This window comes from Streptomyces sp. NPDC059861 (assembly GCF_042731435.1).
In the GTDB taxonomy this organism is placed as follows: domain Bacteria; phylum Actinomycetota; class Actinomycetes; order Streptomycetales; family Streptomycetaceae; genus Streptomyces.
Genome location: NZ_JBHWJQ010000025.1, coordinates 64,330 through 87,541, shown reverse-complemented (window position 1 = coordinate 87,541; position 23,212 = coordinate 64,330). Strand labels below are relative to the sequence as shown.

Here is a 23,212-nt window from a genome sequence, read left to right as displayed (position 1 = left end):
CCCATCGAATCTTTTCGACGATCCTGTTCAGCACATCCGAATGATGCTGCCGCGGCATCCGCTCAGCGCCGAGCAACTTACCTTCGAGCCACCTTCTTGCGGCCGTCGAACCCCCGCGCCGATACTCCCCCCATGACCCCGCACCCCGACCCCTCCCCCGCAGACCCGGTCGACGCGATCGTCGGCCAGTGGGCCGCCGTACGGCCCGACCTGGACACCAGGGCGATGGAGGTCTTCGGTCGCATCCACCGCCTGTCGCGGACGATGGACGACCGGATGGAGAAGGCGTACGCACGCTTCGGCGTCTCACGCGGCGAGTTCGACGTCCTGGCCGCCCTGCGCCGCTCCGGCGAGCCGTACACCCTCTCGCCCCGCCGGCTCTCGGCCGCCCTGATGCTCACCACCGGCGGCATGACCGGCCGCCTCGACAAACTGGAGCGCGCCGGCCTGCTACGCCGCTCGCCCGACCCCCACGACCGCCGCGCCCTCCAGGTCACCCTCACCGAACAGGGCCTTCACCTCGTCGAGGAGGCGTTGGGCACGGGCCTCTCCGTCCAGACGGAGGCCCTCACGGCCCTCACCCCCGACCAGGGCGACCAACTGGCCGACCTGCTGAGGAAGCTGCTGGCGGGGACGGACGAGGACCAACCGTAGAACCCCTGCTTGACGGGCTCCGGCGAAGCTCGCGGTCAGGCCTTCGCGTCGGCCCGGGTCGTGATGTTGGAGCTGGTCGTGTCGTGCTTCTTTTGGGACTTGTCCAGGACCATGACCAGGCCCGCGATCACTCCGAAGATCACGATCGGGGCGAACACGAACCAGCCCAGCGTCTCGATGACGCTCAGGCCCGTGCCGGGGTCGTCGCCGTCGTCACGCGTCAGCGCGAGCGCGGGGGACGACATGAGCAGCATCATCAGCGTCGTACCGGCAGCCAGGGCGCCGGCGCGCAGGGCGTTCTTCTTGTCCACGGTGCCAAAAGTACCGAACCCCTGGGGCGGCCGCTCGTCCGGGGTGCCGTAAGGGGCCGGAACGCGCGGCGGAAGGGCACTCAGGCACGCCCCGCCGCCTACCCGCACGCCCACCCGCCGCTCACGAACTCCCCTCGTCCCCCCGCCCGGCGTCGCTCCCCTCCCCCCGCAGGACCTCCACCAGCGACCGCAGCCGCGTCGAGGACGCCAGCGCCTCCAACGTCACCGCCCGCCCGGCCGCGTCGGCGATCGGCAGCCGCCAGTTCGGGTACTCGTCCCACGTCCCCGGCAGGTTCTGTGGCCGCCGGTCCCCCACCCCGTCCGGCAGCCACACGCCGATCATCCGGGCAGGCGTCCGCAGCAGGTAGCGGTGGACGGCCTGGACCTCGGCCTCCTCCTCGCGCGCGCCGAGGCCACCCCCGGTGCCCCGCAGCAGGCCGAGCCGGGTGAGGAGCGCGAGCCACTCCCCCGTGTCGGCGGCGGCCTCCGCGCGTTCCGCGTCCACAGGGGCGCCGAGGAGGCCGAGCCGGTCGCGGAGTTCCACGTGTTCGCCGGTGAGCCGGGCCGCGGTGGGCGGCAGGTCGTGGGTGGTGGCGGTGGCCAGGCAGTCGGCGCGCCAGCTGTCCGGGGGCAGCGGGCGGCCGTCGCCCTCCCAGTCCCGCTCGAACCACAGCACCGACGTGCCGAACACCCCCCGCTCGCGCAGCGCTTCGCGGACGCCGGCCTCGACCGTCCCCAGGTCCTCGCCGATCACCATCGCCCCGGCCCGCGAGGCCTCCAGCACCAGTACGGCGAGCATGGCCTCGGCGTCGTAGCGGACGTACGTCCCCTCCGTCGGCGGCAGCCCCACCGGCACCCACCACAGCCGGAACAGGCCCATCACATGGTCGATGCGGAGCGCGCCCGCGTAGCGGAACAGGCCGCGCAGCAGCCCACGGAACGGGGCGTACCCGGAATCGGCCAGCCGGTCCGGGCGCCAGGGCGGCAGGCCCCAGTCCTGGCCGCGGGAGTTGAAGGCGTCCGGTGGGGCGCCCACGGACATCCCGGCGGCGAAGTACCGCTGTTGCGCCCAGGCGTCGGCGCCCCCGGGATGCACGCCGACCGCGAGGTCGTGCACGATCCCCACCGGCATCCCCGCCTCCCGCGCGGTGCGCTGCGCGGCGACGAGCTGGGCGTCGGTGAGCCAGGCGAGACGGGAGTGGAAGTCGACGCGGTGCATCAACTCCCGGCGCGCACGGGCGGTTTCGGACGACCGGGGGTCCCGCAGTCCGTCCGGCCAGGTGTGCCACTCGGGTCCGTGCACCTCGGCCAGCGCGCACCAGGTGGCGTGGTCCTCCAGGGCCTCGCCCTCTTCGGCGAGGTAGTCGCAGTAGGCGGCGCGCCTGCCGGGTCCGAGGGGGACCTCCCCCACCAGCTCCAGGGCTTCCCGCTTCAGCTCCCACACCGCGTCCCGATCGATCAGCGCGTCCTTCTCCAGCACCGACTTGCGCAGCCAACCCGCCCGTTCGGCGAGCGAGCGCACCCGCTCGCGGTCGTCGGCGTACGCGTACTCGGGGACGGCCTCGATGCGCAGATGCACCGGGTCGGGGAAGCGCCGGGAGGAGGGGCGGTACGGGGAGGGGTCGGTGGGGACGCCGGGCACGGCCGCGTGCAGCGGGTTGACCTGGATGAATCCGGCGCCGAGCGAGCGGCCGGCCCAGGCGGTGAGTTCGTCGAGGTCGCCGAGGTCGCCCATGCCCCAGGAGCGCCGCGACAGCAGGGAGTAGAGCTGGACCAGCAGGCCGTACGAGCGGGCCGCCGGCGCGGGCAGCCGGGACGGGGCGGCGATCAGATGGGCGTCGGCGGTCCGGCCGTCGGGCGCGGTCACGGTGAGGCGGTGGACGCCGGGCGGAAGGTGTTCGGCGCCGTCACGTGTCTCGCCCTGCTCGGTCTCGATCCGCAGCCGGGTGCCCTCGGGCAGCCCGGCGAGGGCGTCCGGCGCGGCGCCGCCCCAGCACACGACGGTCGGTGGGAGCAGCCGCTCCCGGAGTTCCGCGTGGCGGGCGGCGAGCGCGGCGCGCGTGGCCTCGGGCGTGCCGGCGTCGACACCGAGCGCGGCCAGGGTCCGGATGAGCGCGGCGGCCGAGGCGGCGACCGTGCGGTCCGGGGCGGGGCTGTAGGAGGGGGCGACGCCGTAGGACTCGGCGAGCCGGCACAGGTCCTCGCCGGGGACCTCGGCCGGCCGGGGCGCGCTCATCGGCGGCCTCGTACGGCCGACGTCCGGATGGGGGTCATCTACGGCCTCGCGGGATCAGCGTCCGGGATGCGGTCATTCACAACCTCGCGGGATCGGCGTCCGAGGAGCGGTCATGTACGGCTTTGCCGGGCGGCGTGCGACACGACGGCCGGCGTCCGGGGCACGAAGGTCTGCGGCCGGCGTCCGGCGATCCACGGCCGAGGGGGGACGATGCGCCACCTCGCGGGATCGGCGTCCGGGCCGCGGCCGGCTACGGCCTCGTGAAGTCGGCGTCCGGGGCGGCGAGCGGGGGCTCGCTGGTGAGAGGCTCGGCGTCGGGCAGCGGGGGTTCGCTGGTCAACGGGGCCTCGGTGCAGGCACCCTCCGCACTGAAGGCGCACACCTGTGCGAGATCGGGACCGGCCGGATCGGCCTTCGCCGGGTCACGGTCGGCGGGCTGCGCCGCCTGCCGCGGGAACGGCGTGCGTTTGGAGCGGTGCGCGTCCCCGGGCGGAGGGGTGCGTTTGGAGCGGGCACCCCCATCGGCGCGGGGCTTGTCGTCGCGGCGGGGCCTGTCGTCGGAGAGGGCGGACAGCAGAAGGTGTGCCGATGCGGCCACGGGGTCCTCCTTGTCGGTTCGAGTGGGTCAATCGCAGCCCTACCCAGTGAGCGCGAGGCCAGACGCCCCCACGGCCAAGAAGGTTCTTCTCCTCACATCCGTACGCGCGCGCTCTCTCCAGGTTTCGACGACCGGAACATGACGGCCTCCTTCGTTGACACTCCCCGCCGCGATGGTGGGCTCGATCCCTTCCTGACGCGGACATGAGAAGAAGCGGGCACGAGACGGGAAGAGCCCGGCGACGGCGAGGAGGGCGTGTGCGTCTGCGGCACGGCCAGGGCGGTCGCACTGGCGATCGCCGTGGTGGCCGGAACGTGTACCGCCGGACCCCTGAACCCCACCACGCCCAGGTCGCGGCCTACGCGGATCGCGAGGTCCGCCTGAGCGACGGAACCGTCGTGACGGCGGGGGTGACGGCGTGAGGCGTGCCGGCACCGGCGGCATGCGGTCGGATCTGCGGCTCGCCTGGCTGCTCACCCGTGGCTCGGGCCGGCGGGAGTGGTGGCGGACCTCCAGCACCGGCTCCCGCAGCCGGCCCGCCCGTTCGGCGAGCGAGCGCACCCGCTCGCGGTCGTCGGCGTTGGCCGGGCGCTGCTGCTGGAGACCGCCCTGCCGCTGGCGCCCGCGATGCTGCTGGCCGGGGTCGGCGGCACGGCCTTGGGCGGCGGGTACACCGCACTCGTGGGCAACGACTCCCTGCCGTGGGCGGCGCTGCTCGTCCCGGCGGGGGTGTACGGCGCGTGCCTGCTGGCGGCCGCCACCTCGCTGCCCCTGCTGCGCCGGTCCGTGCGGCCGGGCGAGCTGAGGTACACCTAGGCGGGCCTTCCTGCCCGCGGGACCGGGGGCATCCCCGGTCCCGTACAGGCACCCTGCACCAGGACATGCAAAAGCCCGGATCGTCAGGCGGAAATGCCGTCGATCCGGGCCATGGCGTCGTCCGCGCCGTACGGCTGCAAGTACGGCAACCAGCGCGGATCCCTATGGCCGGTCCCGATGATGCGCCAGGCCAGGCCGGTGGGTGGGGCGGGATTGTGGCGCAGCCGCCAGCCGATCTCGCCGAGGTGGCGGTCGGCCTTCACGTGGTTGCAGCGGCGGCAGGAGGCCACCACGTTGTCCCAGACGTGCTTGCCCCCGCGGCTGCGCGGGATGACGTGGTCGACGCTGGTTGCGACGCCACCGCAGTACATGCACCGGCCCCCGTCGCGCGCGAAGAGCGCCCTGCGGGTGAGAGGAACGGGCCCCCGATAGGGAACCCGGACGAATCGCTTGAGCCGGACCACGCTGGGTGCGGGGACTGTGACGGTTGCACTGTGCATAAAGGCGCCGGACTCCTCGAGGCATACGGCCTTGTTCTCGAGGACGAGGATGAGCGCGCGGCGGAGCGGTACGACGCCGAGTGGCTCGTACGACGCGTTGAGGACCAGGACATGCGGCACGGATGCCTCCTTGTACGCCGGCGGCGCGTGGCTCGCGCCGGGACGATCTGCAGTCAGTCTCCCCTCATGCCTGGTGAAAGCGCCACCATGTCCCGGTAACGGGCTGGGAGTGTTTTCGACCACATCGGCTTCCTCCCCAGGCTCCCGACCATCTCCTCCCCCCTCCTCGCCGAACTGTTCGCCTCACCTGCTGTTCGTCTGATCTGTACATCCCCCGGGTGACACCGTCTCTCCCTCGAACAGCGCAACGATCCCCACACGATGCCCCGATAGTGTGGTTGCTCCGCCCGTCCGGTGACCAGTTCGTGACCTTGGACCTGACCGTCGTACCGGGGGCGGGCCGTTGTTGCACCTGGAGGTACCCCCGTGTCGCCCTTGCCCGTCCTACTGGCCGTCGGACCGTCGCCGTCGCCGACCCCGTCGGGGACGGCACCCTCCGTACCCACCCTGCAGGACGCCCAGCAGCGCGCGACGAACGCCGCCGGCTGGGTGGAGCAGAACTGGTCGACATGGCTCGCGATCGGCCTGCGGGTGCTGCTGATCGTGGTGATCGCGGCGGTGCTGCGGGTGGCGGTGCGGCGGGCGATCACCAAGCTGATAGACCGCATGAACCGCACCGCCCAGTCCGTGGACGGCACGGCGATCGGCGGCCTGCTGGTGAACGTGGAGCGCCGCCGTCAGCGCTCCCAGGCGATCGGCTCGGTGCTGCGCTCGGTGGCGAGCTTCGTCATCCTCGGCACGGCCGCCCTGATGATCCTTTCCACCTTCCAGATCAATCTGGCGCCCCTGCTGGCCTCCGCGGGTGTGGCGGGCGTGGCGATCGGCTTCGGCGCGCGCAACCTGGTCACGGACTTCCTCTCCGGCGTGTTCATGATCCTCGAGGACCAGTACGGCGTCGGCGACTCGATCGACGCCGGTGTCGCCTCCGGCGAGGTCATCGAGGTGGGCCTGCGCGTCACGAAGCTGCGCGGCGACAACGGCGAGATCTGGTACGTCCGCAACGGCGAGGTCAAGCGGGTCGGCAACCTCTCCCAGGGCTGGGCCACGGCCGGCGTGGACGTCACCGTGCGCCCCTCCGAGGACCTCGACCGCGTCAAGGCCGTGCTCGGCGAGGTCGGCGAGGCGATGAGCAAGGAGGACCCCTGGAACGAGATGCTCTGGGGCCCGGTCGAGATCCTCGGCCTGGACAGCGTCCTGCTCGACTCGATGGTCGTGCGCGTCTCCGCCAAGACCATGCCCGGCAAGTCCCTCACGATCGAGCGCGAACTGCGCTGGCGCATCAAGCGTCGGTTCGACCAGGAGGGCATCCGCATCGTCGGCGGACTGCCCCTCCAACAGGAGGAGGGAGCCGTGGCGGATCCGACGGCGGGCATGGCGGCCCCTTCGGTGTACGCCAACACCACCTCACCGCAGGCGACCGCGGCGTCCCCGATCGCGCCGCCGACGAGCACGACGAAGTAGGCCCGCGCGGCCTCCCGCCGGGAGAGCCGGCCTCCCTTCGCCCGACGCCCCCAGGTAACGACTCCGTTGCCTGGGGGCGTTCGCTCTTGACGCCTGGTTCACGGCGGGCCTACGTTCCCCCACAGCAAACAGGAAACCTTCCTAACAGTGGCGGATGGACGTGACGTCCCGGCCGCTGCCAAGCTGAGCGGGCGAAAGGCAGGTGTCGAGGCCATGGCGGGAACCGCGGGTACCCCGGGCACCCCACGCGTGCTGCGGGCCATGAACGACCGTGCCGCGCTGGACCTGCTCCTGGAGCACGGCCCGCTCTCGCGCACCCGGATCGGCAAGCTCACCGGCCTGTCCAAGCCGACCGCCTCGCAGCTGCTGGCCCGGCTGGAGGCCGCCGGGCTGGTACTGGTGACCGGCACCAGCGAGGGCCGCCCCGGGCCGAACGCCCAGCTCTACGCCGTCAACCCGGCCGCCGCCCACGCCGCCGGCCTCGACGTCACCCCCGAGCGCGTCCTCGCCGCCGTCGCCGACATCACCGGCCGCACGGTCGGCACGTACGAGGTCGCCACCCCCGGCCGACGGCCCCTCCAGCCCGTCGTACGCCAGGTCACCGACGCCCTCGACGGCGCCGTGAAGGCCGCGGGGCTGGCCAGGGCCGACATCCACCGGCTCGTCATCGGCACGCCCGGCGCCTTCGACCCGAACACCGGCCGGCTGCGCTACGCCTCGCACCTGCCGGGCTGGCACTCCCCCGCCCTCCTCGACGAACTGGCCGCCGCGCTGCCGATGCCGGTGGAGTACGAGAACGACGTCAACCTCGTCGCCGTCGCCGAGCAGCGCCTCGGCGCCGCCCGAGGACACCCCGACTTCGTGCTGCTGTGGAACGAGGGCGGCCTCGGCGCCGCCCTGGTCCTCGGCGGCCGGCTGCACCGCGGCTGGACGGGCGGCGCCGGCGAGGTCGGCTTCCTGCCCGTCCCGGGCGCGCCCCTGGTCCGCCAGGTCACGAAGGCCAACAGCGGCGGCTACCAGGAGCTGGCCGGCTCCCAGGCCCTTCCCGCGCTGGCCCGTGACCTCAGCGTCCCGGACATCCCCTCGGGCCCGTACATCGAGGCCGCCGCCGCACTGCTGGGCCGCGCGGCGGAGCGGTACGCCGACCCGGAGCACGGCACGGACCGGGCCGAGGGCGACACGGGGCGCCGCACCCGCCGGGCCGACGCCGGGCCCGGCCGCCGTACGGGCCCGGCGGACGACGGCGGGGCCGGCGCGGACGGCCTCGGCGCCGGCCCCCGGCCCGAGGGCGACCCCCACCGCCGCCTCCTGCACACCTACGCCACGCGCCTCGCCACCGGCCTCGCCTCTCTCGTCTCCGTCCTCGACCCCGAGCTCGTCGTCCTGAGCGGCACCTCGCTCACCTCCGGCGGCGAGACCCTGCGCGCCCTGGTGCAGGCCGAGTTGGCGGAGCTGGCGGCGGCCCGGCCCCGGCTCGTCCTCGGGGACGTACGCGACCATCCCGTCCTGCGCGGCGCCCTGGAGAGCGCCCTCGCCACCACCCGCGACGAGGTCTTCGACACCTCGCGCTGAGCAGCACCCCCGACCCAGCCCATTCCTCGTTCCCTTGCCTGGGAGGCTTCGCCATGCCCGGAAAGTCCCGAAAAGCGGCCACGCACGTCACCGTCTCCATAGCCCTCACCGCCGCCACCGCCCTCCTCGCGACCGCGTGTACCGGCCAGTCCTCCTCCGGAGCGGACGACGACCCCTCCCAGGCCACCACCCTCACCTTCTGGCACGCCTGGAGCGCCCCCTCCGAGGTCGCGGCCGTGAAGTCGCTGATGGCCGGCTTCGAGAAGACGCACCCCAACATCGACGTGAAGGTCGTCGGCAACATGACCGACGACAAGATCAACCAGGCCCTGCGGGCGGGCGGCGGCAACGCCCCGGACGTGATCTCGTCCTTCACCACCAACAACGTCGGCAGGTTCTGCACGTCGGGTGCGCTGGTCGACCTCAACCCGTTCTTCGAGAAGTCGGACATCGACCCGGAGAAGACCTTCCCGAAGGCGATGAACGAGTACACCCAGTTCGAGGGCAACCGCTGTGCGGTCCCGCTGCTGGGTGACGCGTACGGGCTCTACTACAACAAGACCGCCTTCGAGAAGGCCGGCATCGCGGCCCCGCCGAAGACCTGGTCCGAGTTCGAGTCCGTGGCGAAGAAGCTGACCGTCCCGCAGGGCAACTCGTACAAGCAGCTCGGCTTCATGCCGAACTACCACGGCTGGGAGACCACGACCGAGCACTACCTCGGCCAGTTCTCCCCGACGTACTTCGACGGCGACGGCAAGTCCAACGTCGCCGAGGACCCCGCGTTCGAGGCCGGGTTCAAGCTCCAGAAGCAGCTCGTCGACGCCCTCGGCGGTTACCGGAAGCTGGAGACCTACCGCGCCACCCTCGGCGACGAATGGGGCCCGAAGCACCCCTTCCACACCGGCCAGGTCGCCATGCAGCTCGACGGCGAGTGGCGCCTGGGCATGGCCCTGGACGCCGAGCCCGGCTTCGAGATCGGCGTCGCCCCGCTGCCCGTGCCCGACGACCAGGCCGACCAGTACGGCAAGGGCTACATCACCGGCACCATCGCCGGAATCGCCGCCACCAGCAAGAAGCAGAACGCGGCCTGGGAGTTGGTGAAGTACATGACCACCGACACGGACGCGGTCGTGAGCTTCTCCAACGCCATCCACAACGTGCCCTCCACGCTCGCCGCCCTGAAGTCGCCCAAGCTGAAGTACGACCCGCGCTTCAAGACGTTCCTGGAGATCGCCGCGAACCCGGACTCCACGACCACCCCGGCCTCCGTCAACGGCGGTGTGTACCTGACGACCCTCCAGCAGTTCGGCTACGACTACGAAAGCGGCAAGGCGACCGATCTGAAGGCGGGCCTGGAGAAGACCGCCCAGCAGATCGACACGGACATCGCCCAGGCGAAGTAGCGGCGCACCATGAGCACCCTGGCAGCCAAGCACCGCAGATCAGCACTGCGCACCGTGGCCTTCCTGTCCCCCTGGCTGATCGGCTTCTCGGTCTTCTTCGCCTATCCACTGCTCTCGACGGTCTACTTCTCGTTCATGCGCTACGACGGCTTCCGGCCGCCGACCTGGAGCGGAACGCAGAACTGGACGTACGTCTTCGAGCACTACCCGCTCTTCTGGCCGGCCCTGCGCAACACCCTGTGGCTGGTGCTGGTCATGGTCACCCTCCGGGTGGTCTTCGGACTCGGCGTCGGCCTGCTCATCACGAGGATCAGGACCGGCACGGGCGTCTTCCGCACCCTGTTCTACCTGCCCTACCTCGCCCCGCCCGTGGCCGCCACCATGGCCTTCGCCTTCCTCCTCAACCCCGGCACCGGCCCGGTCAACTCGATCCTGGAGGGAGTCGGCATCCCGGCCCCCGCCTGGTTCGCCGACCCCGCCTGGTCCAAGCCGGCGCTCACCCTGCTCGCCCTGTGGGGCATCGGCGACCTGATGGTCATCTTCATGGCCGCCCTGCTCGACGTGCCGAAGGAGCAGTACGAGGCGGCGGAGCTGGACGGCGCGTCGGCGTGGCAACGGTTCCGGTTCGTGACGCTGCCGAACATCTCGCCGATCGTGATGTTCGCGGTGGTCACGGGCGTGATCCAGACCATGCAGTACTACACGCAGCCGCTGGTCGCCGGAAAGGTCGCGTCGGGCGTGATCCAGGGCGCCGGCACCCAGTTCGAGCCCGGCTACCCGGAGAAGTCGACGCTCACCCTCCCCCAGCTCGTCTACAACCTCGGCTTCCAGCGCTTCGACTACGGAGCGGCGTGCGTGGTGGCCCTGGTCCTGTTCGCGCTGTCGATGGCGTTCACCGCACTGCTGATGCGGCGCCGGGGCGGTCTCATCCAGGCAGGTGACTGATGACCCAGGTACTCGACAAGCCGATGGTGCTGAGCGCGCCCGTGGCACGGCGGCGGGCCCTCCTCGAATGGATCGCCGTCCACGCGCTCGGCGTCGCGGCCGCCCTGTTCTTCACACTCCCCTTCGTGTTCGTCCTGCTGACCTCGCTGATGAGCGACAGCCAGGCGCTGAGCCGTGATCTGCTCCCGGACACCTGGGAATGGGGCAACTACCAGCGGGTCCTCGACACACCGGGCTTCCTGACCTGGTGGCGCAACACCCTGCTCTACGCCGGTCTGGGCACCGCCTTGACCGTGGTGTCGTCGATCCCGGTGGCGTACGCCCTGGCCAAGTTCCGCTTCCGGGGCCGCCACCTGTCGCTGATGCTGGTCATCTCGATGATGATGCTGCCGCCCCAGGTCGTCGTCATCCCGATGTACCTGTTCTGGGCGAAGCAGCTGGATCTCTCCGGCACGCTGTGGCCGCTGCTGATCCCGATGGCGTTCGGGGACGCGTTCTCCATCTTCCTGTTGCGCCAGTTCCTCATGACGATCCCGAACGAGTACCTGGACGCGGCGCGGGTCGACGGCTGCGGGGAACTGAGGACTCTGCTGAGGGTCGTCCTGCCGATGGCGAAGCCGGGCGTGGCCGCCGTGGCCCTTTTCCAGTTCTTCTACGCGTGGAACGACTACTTCGGCCCGCAGATCTACGCCTCCGAGAACCCCGGCGCCTGGACGCTGTCGTACGGGCTGGAGTCGTTCAAGGGCGCGCACCACACCGACTGGAACCTCACCATGGCCGCGACCGTGCTGGTCATGGCCCCTGTGATCCTCGTGTTCTTCTTCGCCCAGAAGGCGTTCGTCGAGGGCGTCACGCTCACCGGAGTGAAGGGTTGACTGGACGTATGAAACTCACCGTGGTCGGCGGCGGCTCGACCTACACCCCCGAACTCGTGGACGGCTTCGCCCGTCTGAGGGACACCCTGCCCGTCGAGGAGCTGGTGCTCGTCGACCCGGCCGCCGACCGGCTGGAGCTGGTGGGCGGGCTGGCCCGGCGGATCCTCACCCGGCAGGGCCACAGCGGCCGGGTGGTGACGACCTCGGACCTGGACGCCGGTGTCGAGGGTGCCGACGCGGTGCTGCTCCAGCTGCGCGTCGGCGGGCAGGCGGCCCGGCAGCAGGACGAGACCTGGCCCCTGGAGTGCGGCTGTGTGGGCCAGGAGACCACCGGCGCGGGGGGCCTGGCGAAGGCGCTGCGCACGGTGCCGGTGGTGCTCGACATCGCCGAGCGGGTTCGGCGGACCAACCCGGACGCCTGGATCATCGACTTCACCAACCCGGTCGGCATCGTGACCCGCGCCCTGCTCCAGGCCGGGCACAAGGCGGTCGGGCTGTGCAACGTGGCGATCGGCCTGCAACGCAAGTTCGCGGCGCTGCTCGGACTCGCCCCGGCCGACATCCACCTCGACCACGTGGGCCTGAACCACCTCACCTGGGAGACCGGCGTCCGCCTTGGCGGCGTCCAGGGCGACGACGTGCTGCCCAAGCTGCTCGCGGAGCACGGCGACTCGGTCGCCGCCGACCTGCGGCTGCCGCGGGACCTGCTGGACCGCCTGGGCGTGGTCCCGTCGTACTACCTGCGCTACTACTACGCGCACGACGAGGTCGTCCGGGAGCTGCGCACCAAACCCTCACGCGCCGAGGAAGTGGCGGCCATGGAAGGGGAGTTGCTGCGGATGTACGCCGATCCGGCACTCGACGAGAAGCCGGAGCTGCTGGCCAGGCGGGGCGGTGCCTTCTACTCGGAGGCGGCCGTGGACCTCGCGGCGGCGCTGCTGAGCGGCGCCGGGAGCCCGCACCAGGTGGTGAACACGTACAACCGGGGCACGCTGCCCTTCCTGCCGGACGACGCGGTGATCGAGGTGCAGGCGGCGGTGGGCGCGCACGGCGGCCCGGAGCCGCTGCCGGTCGCCACGGTGGACCCGCTGTACGCGGGCCTGATGGCGGGCGTGACGGCGTACGAGGACCTGGCCCTGGACGCGGCCCTGCGCGGCGGCCGGGAGCGGGTCTTCAGGGCGCTCCTCGCGCATCCCCTCATCGGCCAGTACGAGTACGCCGGCACCCTCACCGACCAGCTGATCGCACACAACCGGGAGCATCTCGCGTGGGCCTGACCGCACGTGTCCTCGCCGTCGACGCGGGCAACAGCAAGACGGACGTCGCGGTGGTGGCGGCCGACGGGAGGGTGCTCGGCACCGCACGGGGCGGCGGCTTCCGGCCGCCGGCGGTGGGGGTCGAGGCGGCCACGGACGTGCTCGCCGAGGTGGTGGAGCGGGTGTTCGCCGCGGCCGGCGTCACCTCCGTCACGCACGTCTCCGCCTGCCTCGCCAACGCCGACTTCCCCGTGGAGGAGGAGCGGTTGACCGACGCGCTGCACGCGCGCGCGTGGGGAGCCACCGTCGACGTCCGCAACGACACCTTCGCGATCCTGCGGGCCGGGGTGAGCGAACCGCGCGGCGTCGCCGTGGTATGCGGGGCGGGCATCAACTGCGTGGGCATGCGGCCCGACGGGCGCACCGCGCGGTTCCCGGCGATCGGGCGGGTCTCCGGGGACTGGGGCGGGGGCTGGGGACTGGCCGAGGAGGCGCTGTTCCACGCGGCCCGCGCGGAGGACGGGCGCGGCGGCCCGACCGAGCTGGCACGCACCCTGCCCGCGCACTTCGGGCTCGACTCCATGCACGCGCTGATCGAGGCACTGCACCTGGAGCTCGTGCCGCCCGGCCGGCGGCACGAGCTGGCGCCGGTCCTCTTCGCCACGGCCGCCGACGGCGACCCGGTCGCCCGCGCCCTCGTCGACCGGCTCGCCGAGGAGGTCGTGAGCATGGCGACGGTCGCCCTGTCCCGGCTGGACCTGCTGCACGAGGAGACGCCGGTCCTGCTGGGGGGCAGTGTGCTGGCGGCCCGGCATCCCCAACTCGACGACGGGATCCGCGACCTGCTGGCGGCGCGGGCCCCGAAGGCGGTGCCCCAGGTGGTGACGGCGAGCCCGGTCCTGGGCGCGGCCCTGCTGGGCCTGGACCGGCTGGGGGTGGTGGCGGCCGGGGTGCGGGAGCGGGTGCGGGCCCACTTCGAGGGCTGAGGGGCGCGCGCGGGGGGCGCGCGGTGTCACCGGGGCCACGGGAACCGAACCGATTCCACCGGCGTATTCATGGGCAGGGGGTGCTGCGAGAATCGGGATCAATCAAGATCCACGCAAGGCCGGTGCGGATGCCGGTCCGGGCAGCGATACTTGCGGCGACGGATGACCACGGGGGAGGTCAGGAGTGACACAACCGCCCAGGAGCAGCGCGGCGCCACCGGTGCCGGGCGTGCCCACTCAGCCCACGGTGCCGTCTCAGCAGCCCTCCCCCGCACGTCCCGCGCCCGGACCGGCGCCCGGCGCGCTCACCCCGCCCCGCCGTACGGCGTTCGCGGAGGGCGTGGACCAGCTGCGCGCCGCCGCGACCACCGAGCCGGGCCGGCTGCGCATCATCGGCGCGGTCCTCGCCCTGCTGGTGGTCGCCTTCGGCGCCGTGTCGGCCTGGCAGGCCACGGACCGTGCGGCCGCCGCCGACGACGTGCTGAACAACAGCCAGCCCCTCAGCTCCGCCGCCGCCGACATATACCGCTCCCTCGCCGACGCCAACACCGCCGCCTCCAGCGGTTTCCTGGCCGGCGGCCAGGAGACGAAGGCGTCCCGCGAGCGCTACGAGAAGGACATCCGCACGGCGGCGGAGAAGCTCGTGCTGGCCGCCAGCAACTCCGAGCAGAACTCCCGTTCGGCTCGGACGATCGCGAAGCTCAACCGGCTCCTGCCGGAGTACAAGGGCCTCATCGAGCGCGCCCGCGCCAACAACCGCCAGGGCTATCCGCTCGGCGGCGCCTACCTGCGGTACGCCAACGACACGATGCAGACCGAGATGCTCCCGGCGGCCGAAGACCTCTACACGACGGAGAACGAGCGGCTGCGCGGCGACTACGCGCACGCGACGCCCTACCCCTGGGCGGCGATCGTCCTCGGCCTCCTCGCCCTGGCCGCCCTCGCCTGGGCGCAGCACCGCTCGTACGCCCGGACGAACCGGGTCCTGAACCACGGCCTGGTCGCCGCCACGGCCGCCACGACGGTGGTGCTGCTGTGGCTGGTCGTCGGCCACAGCGTGGCCCGCGCCGGCCTGAACGACTCCTACGACCACGGCGTCCGCTCCCTGAACGTCCTGCACGACGCCCGCATCGCCTCCCTGAAGGCCCGGGGCAACGAGAACCTCACACTGGTCAGCCGGGGCGCGGAGACGGTCGAGGTGGGCGGCGAGTTCAAGGACAAGTTCGACGTGGCCTTCCAGGCGTCGATGAAGGACCTCGCCGCCGGTCTCGCCGCCGCGAAGGCCCTCGCCGACGACCAGGCGGGCGAGCAGCCCGTGCGGACCGCCGCGGGCAGCATGGACATCTGGCAGGAGCGGCACCAGCAGGCCCGCGACGCCGACGACGGGGGTGACTACCAGGCGGCGCTCAGCAAGATCATCGGCGCGAAGGGCGACGAACCGACCGGCGAGTGCTTCGACAGCGTCGACCGCAGCCTGGAAACTGCCCTGAAGCACGAGAAGCTGGAGTTCGAACAGGCCGCGGGCGACGGCCGGAACGCCATGACCGGTCTGCCGGCCGGCGCGGCCCTGCTCGCGGTGCTGGGCGCGGCGGGCGCCTTGCTGGGCATCGGCCGCAGGCTTTCGGAGTACCGGTGAAAGGGGGCGTGACGATGCATGCACGACGTTTGCGGGCCAGCCTGAAGGGCTGGGGCGGCGTGGGCGCCATGGCGGTCGTCTGCGCCCTCGCGGTGGTCTTCGTGCTGCTGCTGCCGCACACGCACCCGGGCGGCGACGGCAGCACCGGCGTCGGCGGCTCCGGCGTGGCCGACGGCCGGCAGGCGAAGGCCGAGACGTGCGAGAACCCCCAGGACCAAAGCCTGGCCCCGTCGAGCGCGGAGGGCGACACGATCGCGGCCGTCAAGCAGCGCGGCTACGTCTCGGTCGGCGTGGACCAGAACAGCTACCGCTGGGGCTACCGCGACCCCAACTCCGCCGAGCAGGACGTCGAGTTGGAGGGCTTCGACATCGATCTGGCCCGCCGGATCGCACAGGAGCTGCTCGGCGACCCGGACCGCATCCGGTTCAAGGCCATCCCCACCAACCAGCGCATCCCCGCGATCCAGAGCGGCCAGGTCGACATGGTGGTGCGCACCATGACCATCACCTGCTCCCGGCTGGAGGACGTCGCCTTCTCCGCGCCGTACTTCCTCACCGGCCAGCAGGTCCTCGCACCCAACTCCTCGACGATCAAGGGCTACGACGACACCCTCGCCGGCAAGCGGATCTGCTCGGCGGCGGGTTCGACCGCGTACGACAACCTGGCGGCGGACCGGAAGTCCGGCAAACTGCCCGCCTCCGCCGACATCTCCACCACCGTGCCCAACCAGCTCGACTGCCTGGTCCGCCTCCAGCTCGGCGAGGTGGACGCGGTGGTGACGGACGGCGCGCTCGCCGCCAGCCAGGCCGCGCAGGACCCGACGGTGGAGCTGAAGGGCGACCGGTTCACCACGGAGTACTACGGCGTGGCGATGAAGAAGGACGCCGACGATCTGGTACGCCGGGTCAACCGCATACTGGCCGACTACCGCACGGACGGCGGCTGGAAGGCCTCGTACGACAAGTGGCTGTCCCCGACGCTGGGTAGGGACTCCGAGTCGGCGACCCCGCCGACGCCGCGCCACAGGTGACCGGCAGGCAGTGAACCGACAGCACAGACCAGCAGACGAGAGGTGATCGATGGGCGTCACGGGAGCCTCCGGTCCGGTGATGGACCGGGACGAGGTGGACCGTGCGCTGGCGCGGCTCGGTGCGGAGCACGAGGCGATCGAGACCTCGCTTTTCGCCCTCCAGGACCACGCGGGCCGCCGGCTCCTCGAAGGCGCCGAGCTCACCGGCACGACCAAGGAGCGCTGGGCGGCCACGGAGGCGTCGATCTCCCTGCTGTGGGCGTACTTCGACGCGTACAGCGACGCGCTGCGCTCCGCCCGTGACATCCGCGCCCGGCGCCGCTGGTCCAGCCGCGAGGACCTGGTGGACCTGACCGACCTGCTGCGCGGCGAGTCCGTCACGGTCGCCGGCGGCGCCGCCGCGACGGCGAACGCGCCGACGCTGCACGGCGCGGGCAAGCTCAGCGAAAGGTTCACGCTGGTCACGCTCGTGGACCGGATGAACGAGCTGTACGCCAGGTCGCTGGACATGGTCGTGGCCTCCGACGCGGTCTGGTCGGCGCTGCCCGCCCGGATCGATTTACTCGCCGCCGAACTCCAGCGCACCCGCAAGCTGGCGCACTCCGTCGGCGTACGCCCCGGCGAGCACCCGGCCGGGGACGACCTGGAGCGCATCACCCGCACCCTGACCCGGCTGCGCGAGCAGGTGGTCTCCGACCCGCTGGCGTACTGGCAGCGCGCCGAGGGCAGTTCGGCACCCGGCGGCGGCAGACCGGACACCACGGTGTACGACCGGGAGGCGCGCGCCCTGGAGGAGGTTCGCCGGGAGATCGACGCCGTGCTCGCCGTCCGCAAGGACGCCGAGCAGCGGCTGGTGCGGCTGCGGGACGTGCTCTCGCGCGCGGACCGCACCCTCGCCGAGGCACGCATCGCGCGCGGGGAGGTGCTCGCGAAGATCGCCGCCACGGAGGTGCCGGTGGTCAGCGGGCCGCCGACCGCGTTGCAGGAGCAGCTGGCGACGGCCGCCGAGTACCGCAGGCACGCCCAGTGGCACCGCCTGTCCCCGCTCCTCGAGTCCCTGGAGCAGAAGGCGGAGGACGAACTGCTGCGGGCCCGCGAGTCGCTGACCGCGGTCACCGCGCCGCTCGCCGTCCGCGCCGAGCTGCGCGGCCGGCTCGACGCGTACAAGGCGAAGATCGCCCGGCACGGACTGGCGGAGGACCCGCTGCTGATGGAGCGCTACGACGCGGCGCGCCGCATGCTGTGGAGCGCGCCCTGCGACCTGCGGGTCGCCGAGCAGGCCGTGCTGCGCTTCCAGCACGCGGCGGCCGAAGTGCTCGGCACCGCGCCACGGGTGCCGCAGCAGAGCGGTCCGCCGGAGTTCCAGGACCGCAGGGGGGAGCCGTCCTCATGAGTCAGGCACAGCGGAGCTGCCAGCGTCCGGGCTGCGAGGGCGCCTACGAGGACGTCGGCGGCGGCGAGCTCTACTGCGACACCTGCGGCCTGGCGCCGGTGGTCTCCGCGAACGGCATGGTCGGCTCCCCGCCGACCGGCGTCACAGGCGGCGGCAAGGGCTCGGCGGCGAGCGGCGGTTCCCGCTCCACCTCCCGCGGCAGTTCCCGTACGTCGTCGCAGTCCTCGAAGTCCCGCCGCTCGGTGTCGGGGCGGCTCTCCCGGGCGCTGTCGGGTCGCTCCTCGAACCGCTCGGTGTCGGTGCGCAGCTCCGGCTCCACGTCCGGTTCCTCGACCCGGGGGCGGCTGGGCGCGGGCCTGGTGCAGGTGCCGCAGGTGCCGCGGCCCGACCCGCGCTCGATGGTCCTGGAGAACCCGGAGGTCCCCGAGCGCAAGCGGTTCTGCTCGCGCTCGGACTGCGGGGCACCGGTGGGCCGCGCCCGCGGTGACCGCTCCGGGCGCACGGAGGGCTTCTGCACGAAGTGCGGCCACCCGTACTCGTTCGTGCCGAAGCTGACGTCCGGCGCCATCGTGCACGGCCAGTACGAGGTGGCGGGGTGCCTCGCGCACGGCGGGCTGGGCTGGGTCTACCTCGCCGTCGACCGCGCGGTCTCGGACCGGTGGGTGGTGCTCAAGGGCCTGCTGGACACCGGCGACCAGGACGCGATGGCCGCCGCGATCTCCGAGCGGCGGTTCCTCGCGGAGATCGAGCACGCCAACATCGTGCGGATCTACAACTTCGTCGAGCACCTCGACCAGCGCACGGACTCCCTCGACGGGTACATCGTCATGGAGTACGTCGGCGGCAAGTCCCTCAAGGAGATCGCCAACGCCCGCCGTACACCCTCAGGGCGGCGCGACCCGCTGCCGGTGGAGCAGGCGTGCGCGTACGGCATCGAGGCGCTGGAGGCCCTCGACCACCTGCACAGCCGCAACCTGCTCTACTGCGACTTCAAGGTCGACAACGCCATCCAGACCGAGGACCAGCTCAAGCTGATCGACATGGGCGCCGTGCGCCGCATGGACGACGACGAGTCGGCGATCTACGGCACGGTGGGCTACCAGGCGCCGGAGGTCGCGGACGCCGGCCCGTCGGTGGCGTCCGACCTCTACACGGTGGGCCGCACGCTCGCCGTCCTGACCTTCGACTTCCAGGGCTACACGAACGTCTTCGCCGACTCCCTGCCCGACCCCGACAACATCGAGGTCTTCCGGCAGTACGAGTCGTTCTACCGGCTTCTGGTCCGCGCCACCGACCCCGACCCGGCCCGCCGGTTCGCCTCCGCGCAGGAGATGTCGGAGCAGCTGACCGGCGTGCTGCGGGAGGTCGTGTCCCTGCAGACGGGCCGGGCGCGGCCCGCGCTGTCGACGCTGTTCGGGCCGGAACCGCAGGTGACGGACACGGAGTTGTTCCCCCGGCTGGCGGGTGACGTGTCACGGCTGGGGGCACGCGTGGTGCCCGCGCGCCGGGCCGCGCCCGGTACGGCGACCGGCGACGGGGCGCCGCTCCCGTCCGGTGGCGCCCTGCACGCCCTCACCGGCGGGGCCGGCCTCGTCAAGCCCGTCGGCACCGGTCCCGCCGCCCTCGCCCTGGCCGTGCCCCGCGTCGACCCCGCCGACCCGAACGCCGGATTCCTGGCCGGGCTGATGGCCACCGCGCCGGCCGAGCTGCTCAGCGCCCTCGCCGCCGCGCCCGCGCCCTCGGTGGAGACCCGGCTGCGGCAGATCCGGGCATGGCTGGAGAACGACGACTCCACGGCCGCGCTGGACGCCCTGCGCGCGCTGGAGGAGGAGCGCCCCGACGACTGGCGGGTCGTCTGGTACCGCGGGGTGGCCGCGCTGGCCACCGGCGACCAGGAGGGCGCCGCCCTCGCCTTCGACGCGATCTACGACGCCTTCCCCGGCGAGACCGCGCCCAAGCTGGCCCTCGGCCTGTGCGCGGAGGTGCTCGGCCAGCTGGACAACGCCGCCGAGTACTACCGCCTGGTGTGGGCGACCGACCCGAGCTTCGTGAGCGCCGCGTTCGGTCTGGCCCGCGTCCAGCTCGCCACCGGCGACCGGAGCGGCGCCGTGCGTACCCTGGAGTCGGTGCCGGAGTCGTCCATCCACTACACGGCCGCCCGGGTGGCCGCGGTGCGGGCCCGGCTCCGGCAGCGTACGGCCGCCGCCGGCGACGTACCCTTCCTGGAGGATCTGACCGCCGCCGCCGGGCAGGTCGAGGCGCTGGACTCGTACGGTCTGGACCCGACCCGGCGGGAGCAGTTGGCCACGGAAGTGCTCGGCAGTGCCCTGGACTGGATACTCTCCGGGGGCCAGGGTTCCGTTCCTCCCACTGCCGGGGGACGGACGCTGCTCGGCAGCGACCTGGACGAACGCGGGCTGCGTTTCGGCCTGGAGCGTTCGTACCGCACGCTGGCCCGCCTGGCGCGGGGCGGCGAGGAGAGGATCGACCTGGTGGAACGTGCCAACCGTTACCGCCCCCGGACATGGGTGTAGTTGATGTCGCAGATGCCCCAGCTGTCCGCCTGCCCGAGCTGCGAGGAACCGCTCGAGTCGGGTGACCGTTTCTGCGGTGCGTGCGGATACGACCTGTCCGCCGTGCCGCCACGGCCGGACGACAGCCCGACCCTCACCATGAACGGCTCGGGGGCCGCACCGGCCGACCCGGGCGGCTCCGGCACTCCCCCCGCGGCGCAGCCGCCGGCGGACCTGCCTGGCACGGACCCGGGCGGCGCCCCCCTGCCCCCGGCCGCCCCCGGCCACTCCGCGACGGGCGTGCGCTTCGACCGGCGCCCGGAGCCCGAGGAGTACCCCCTCCAGGCCCCGGACCCGCGCGTCACCGCCGACCTCGCCGCACCCGCCGATCCCCCGACGGTCTGCGTGGCCTGCCGCGCGGGCCGTGTCGACCACGACGGCTACTGCGAGAACTGCGGCCACGCCCAGCCACGCGAACGCGACCACATGGAGCAGGAGTCCGGGCCCATGGCCGCGGTCAGCGACCGCGGTCTGCGCCACCACCGCAACGAGGACGCCTTCGGTATCGGCCGCACCGCCCTGCCCGACGGCTCCGAGGCGCTGGTCGCCATCGTGTGCGACGGCGTGTCCTCGGCGACCCGCCCGGACGACGCCTCCCTGGCCGCCTCCCGCGCGGCCAGCGCGTCGCTGCTGGCGGCCCTGCCGCTCGGCACGCACCCGCAGCAGGCCATGCACGACGCGATCGTCGCCGCCTCGCACGCGGTCGACGCGCTGGCCCAGGAACCCGCCACGGCCCGTGAGCACCAGCCGCACCAGAACGCCCCCGCCTGCACCCTGGTCGGCGCGGTCGTGACCGCCGGTCTGCTGGTGGTCGGCTGGGTCGGCGACAGCCGCGTCTACTGGGTGCCGGTGGACCGCGGCGCCCCGGCGGCCCGGCTCACCGAGGACGACTCCTGGGCCGCGCAGATGGTCGCCGCGGGCCTGATGAGCGAGGCCGAGGCGTACGCCGACGAGCGCGCCCACGCCATCACCGGCTGGCTCGGCGCGGACGCCTACGAACTGGAGCCGCACACGGCCTCCTTCAAGCCGGACCGCCCCGGCGTGGTGGTCGTGTGCACGGACGGCCTGTGGAACTACGCGGAGGCGGCCGAGGAGATGGCCGGCGTCCTCCCGGCCGACGCCGCCGTACGCCCGCTGCACGGCGCGCGGGTCCTCGTCGGGCACGCCCTGGACGGCGGGGGCCACGACAACGTAACAGTGGCCGTCGTGCCGTTCCCTGCCCCGTCGCAGGGGGCAGGATCGGCCTGAGGCCGCGCGCGGAGGCCTGGGAAGGCTGGGCGGACCGGAGGGGACCGGTCCGCGATTCCGTCGTCGCCCCACCTCCCGTGGGGCGTTCAAGGGGGATTTGAGAACGTATGGCCAATTTCTCGAAATCGAACGTGCCGCAGTTCTCGGTGGACGTGTACCAGAACGAGTACCTCCCGGAGGGCGGCCGGGAGGTCAACGCGATCGTCACGGTGACCGCGACCGGCGGCGGCACCGTCGGGAGCGCCGTCGCGGCGCCTCACCTCTACTCGCCGGGACAGGGCCCGTCCGCGGCCGTGGCGATCATGGTCGACTGCTCGGGCTCGATGGACTACCCGCCGACCAAGATGCGCAACGCGCGGGACGCCACGGCCGCCGCGATCGACACCCTGCGCGACGGTGTGCACTTCGCGGTGATCGGCGGCACACACGTCGCCAAGGAGGTCTATCCGGGCGGCGGGCGGCTCGCCTTCGCCGACGCCACCACCCGCGAACAGGCCAAGCAGGCCCTGCGCAGGCTCACCGCCGGCGGTGGCACGGCGATCGGGACCTGGCTGCGGCTCGCCGACCGCCTGCTCTCCTCGGCGGACGTCGCGATCCGGCACGGCATCGTGCTCACCGACGGCCGCAACGAGCACGAGTCGCCGCAGGACCTCAGGGCCTCGCTGGAGGCCGTCGCCGGGCGTTTCACCTGTGACGCACGGGGCGTGGGCACCGACTGGGAGGTGAAAGAAGTCACAGGCATCGCCTCCGCCCTGCTCGGCACCGCCGACATCGTCGCCGATCCGGCGGGCCTCGCCGCCGACTTCACGCGGATGATGGAGACGGCGATGGGCAAGGAGGTCGCGGACGTCGCCCTGCGGCTGTGGACCCCGGTCGGTACGACGATCAGATTCGTCAAGCAAGTCGCCCCCACCGTCGAGGACTTGACCGGCCGCCGCACCGAGGCGGGTCCGCGTGCCGGGGACTACCCCACCGGTTCCTGGGGAGACGAGTCCCGTGACTACCACGTCTGCGTCGAGGTCCCGGCCGCGCACCTCGGCCAGGAGATGCTCGCCGCCCGCCTCTCGCTGGTGATCCCGCACCCCGACGGCACCGCCCAGAACCTCGGCGCCCAGGGCCTGGTACGGGCCGTGTGGACCGACGACATGGTCGCCTCGACGTCGATCAACCCTCAGGTCGCCCACTACACCGGCCAGGCCGAACTGGCACAGGTCATCCAACAGGGGCTGGATCTGCGCAAATCGGGAGACATTGATGGAGCAACGGCCAAACTGGGTCGCGCCGTTCAGCTCGCCGGGGCCTCCGGGAACGCCGGTACCGCGAAACTCCTTGCGAAGGTGGTGGACGTGGTCGACGCGGCGACAGGTACTGTGCGACTGAAGGCAAAGGTCGCGGAGGCCGACGAGATGACGCTCGAAACTCGGTCGACAAAGACTGTTCGTGTAAAGAAGTGACCTGAAACAAAGCGAGCCCGACCCCCCGGGGTTGGAGAAATCCGGTCGAAACGGCCGGAACAGGAGAGGGGGAAGCGCCGACATGCCGACCTGCCCGAACGGACACCAGTCGGGTTCCGACGACTGGTGCGAGGTCTGCGGTCA

Annotated in this window: 18 protein-coding genes and 2 pseudogenes; 16 read left to right on the top strand and 4 right to left on the bottom strand. The window is 72.5% G+C overall.

The window, feature by feature from the left end:
• Window positions 1–132 precede the first annotated feature (132 nt).
• Window positions 133–654 carry a MarR family winged helix-turn-helix transcriptional regulator gene (locus ACFV6X_RS22285; RefSeq protein WP_385386009.1) on the top strand — a complete coding sequence of 174 codons (522 nt, stop codon included), beginning with the start codon at window positions 133–135 and terminating at the stop codon, window positions 652–654.
• Window positions 655–689: 35 nt separating this feature from the next.
• Here ACFV6X_RS22285 and ACFV6X_RS22280 read toward each other — a convergent pair whose 3' ends face one another.
• From ACFV6X_RS22280 to ACFV6X_RS22270, 3 genes are all read right to left on the bottom strand, one after another.
• The gene (locus ACFV6X_RS22280; protein WP_385386007.1) at window positions 690–965 is read right to left on the bottom strand and encodes a hypothetical protein; all 276 of its coding nucleotides are present in this window, start codon (window positions 963–965) and stop codon (window positions 690–692) included.
• Between the two features lie 121 nt (window positions 966–1,086).
• Window positions 1,087–3,201: a 4-alpha-glucanotransferase gene (malQ, locus tag ACFV6X_RS22275; RefSeq protein WP_385386005.1), complete on the bottom strand. Its 2,115-nt coding sequence runs from the start codon at window positions 3,199–3,201 to the stop codon at window positions 1,087–1,089.
• 250 nt (window positions 3,202–3,451) lie between these two features.
• Window positions 3,452–3,799, bottom strand: a complete 348-nt coding sequence (locus ACFV6X_RS22270) for a hypothetical protein (RefSeq protein ID WP_385386003.1) — start codon at window positions 3,797–3,799, stop codon at window positions 3,452–3,454.
• A gap of 338 nt (window positions 3,800–4,137) precedes the next feature.
• Between ACFV6X_RS22270 and ACFV6X_RS22265 the strand changes: the two are divergent.
• Window positions 4,138–4,221, top strand: a pseudogene (locus ACFV6X_RS22265) (ABC transporter ATP-binding protein); the annotation flags it as partial.
• A gap of 157 nt (window positions 4,222–4,378) precedes the next feature.
• Window positions 4,379–4,615: pseudogene (locus ACFV6X_RS22260) on the top strand (ABC transporter permease); the annotation flags it as partial.
• A gap of 83 nt (window positions 4,616–4,698) precedes the next feature.
• Here the strand turns inward: ACFV6X_RS22260 and ACFV6X_RS22255 are convergent.
• Window positions 4,699–5,235, bottom strand: coding sequence for an HNH endonuclease (locus ACFV6X_RS22255; RefSeq protein WP_365460288.1), 537 nt, complete (start codon window positions 5,233–5,235; stop codon window positions 4,699–4,701).
• A 366-nt stretch (window positions 5,236–5,601) separates the two neighbouring features.
• On the opposite strand from ACFV6X_RS22255, the gene ACFV6X_RS22250 reads away from it, so the two are divergent.
• The 13 genes from ACFV6X_RS22250 (at window position 5,602) to ACFV6X_RS22190 (ending at window position 23,068) form a co-directional block, all read left to right on the top strand.
• Window positions 5,602–6,696, top strand: coding sequence for a mechanosensitive ion channel family protein (locus ACFV6X_RS22250; protein ID WP_385386001.1), 1,095 nt, complete (start codon window positions 5,602–5,604; stop codon window positions 6,694–6,696).
• Between the two features lie 213 nt (window positions 6,697–6,909).
• A complete protein-coding gene (locus tag ACFV6X_RS22245; protein ID WP_385385999.1) occupies window positions 6,910–8,268 on the top strand; it encodes an ROK family protein in 1,359 nt (452 codons plus the stop codon).
• Between the two features lie 53 nt (window positions 8,269–8,321).
• Window positions 8,322–9,671 (top strand): ABC transporter substrate-binding protein, encoded by a 1,350-nt coding sequence (locus ACFV6X_RS22240; protein WP_385385998.1) that lies wholly within the window; start codon window positions 8,322–8,324, stop codon window positions 9,669–9,671.
• A gap of 9 nt (window positions 9,672–9,680) precedes the next feature.
• Window positions 9,681–10,616 carry a carbohydrate ABC transporter permease gene (locus ACFV6X_RS22235; RefSeq protein ID WP_385385996.1) on the top strand — a complete coding sequence of 312 codons (936 nt, stop codon included), beginning with the start codon at window positions 9,681–9,683 and terminating at the stop codon, window positions 10,614–10,616.
• The gene (locus ACFV6X_RS22230; protein WP_385385994.1) at window positions 10,616–11,491 is read left to right on the top strand and encodes a carbohydrate ABC transporter permease; all 876 of its coding nucleotides are present in this window, start codon (window positions 10,616–10,618) and stop codon (window positions 11,489–11,491) included. Before ACFV6X_RS22235 ends, ACFV6X_RS22230 begins: the two co-directional genes overlap by 1 nt.
• A gap of 8 nt (window positions 11,492–11,499) precedes the next feature.
• Window positions 11,500–12,768, top strand: a complete 1,269-nt coding sequence (locus ACFV6X_RS22225) for a 6-phospho-beta-glucosidase (RefSeq protein ID WP_385385992.1) — start codon at window positions 11,500–11,502, stop codon at window positions 12,766–12,768.
• Window positions 12,759–13,733, top strand: a complete 975-nt coding sequence (locus ACFV6X_RS22220; protein WP_385385991.1) for an N-acetylglucosamine kinase — start codon at window positions 12,759–12,761, stop codon at window positions 13,731–13,733. The genes ACFV6X_RS22225 and ACFV6X_RS22220 overlap by 10 nt, the downstream gene beginning before the upstream one ends.
• 184 nt (window positions 13,734–13,917) lie before the next feature.
• A complete protein-coding gene (locus ACFV6X_RS22215) occupies window positions 13,918–15,369 on the top strand; it encodes a hypothetical protein (protein ID WP_385385989.1) in 1,452 nt (483 codons plus the stop codon).
• Between the two features lie 14 nt (window positions 15,370–15,383).
• Window positions 15,384–16,400: a glutamate ABC transporter substrate-binding protein gene (locus ACFV6X_RS22210; protein WP_385385987.1), complete on the top strand. Its 1,017-nt coding sequence runs from the start codon at window positions 15,384–15,386 to the stop codon at window positions 16,398–16,400.
• A gap of 49 nt (window positions 16,401–16,449) precedes the next feature.
• Entirely contained in the window at window positions 16,450–17,793 is a 1,344-nt protein-coding gene (locus ACFV6X_RS22205) for a hypothetical protein (RefSeq protein ID WP_385385985.1), read from the top strand.
• A complete protein-coding gene (locus ACFV6X_RS22200) occupies window positions 17,790–20,327 on the top strand; it encodes a tetratricopeptide repeat protein (RefSeq protein WP_385385983.1) in 2,538 nt (845 codons plus the stop codon). The genes ACFV6X_RS22205 and ACFV6X_RS22200 overlap by 4 nt, the downstream gene beginning before the upstream one ends.
• On the top strand, window positions 20,328–21,614 hold the full coding sequence (locus ACFV6X_RS22195) for a protein phosphatase 2C domain-containing protein (protein WP_385385981.1): 1,287 nt from the start codon (window positions 20,328–20,330) through the stop codon (window positions 21,612–21,614).
• A 107-nt stretch (window positions 21,615–21,721) separates the two neighbouring features.
• Entirely contained in the window at window positions 21,722–23,068 is a 1,347-nt protein-coding gene (locus ACFV6X_RS22190; RefSeq protein WP_385385979.1) for a VWA domain-containing protein, read from the top strand.
• The last annotated feature ends 144 nt before the right edge of the window (window positions 23,069–23,212 follow it).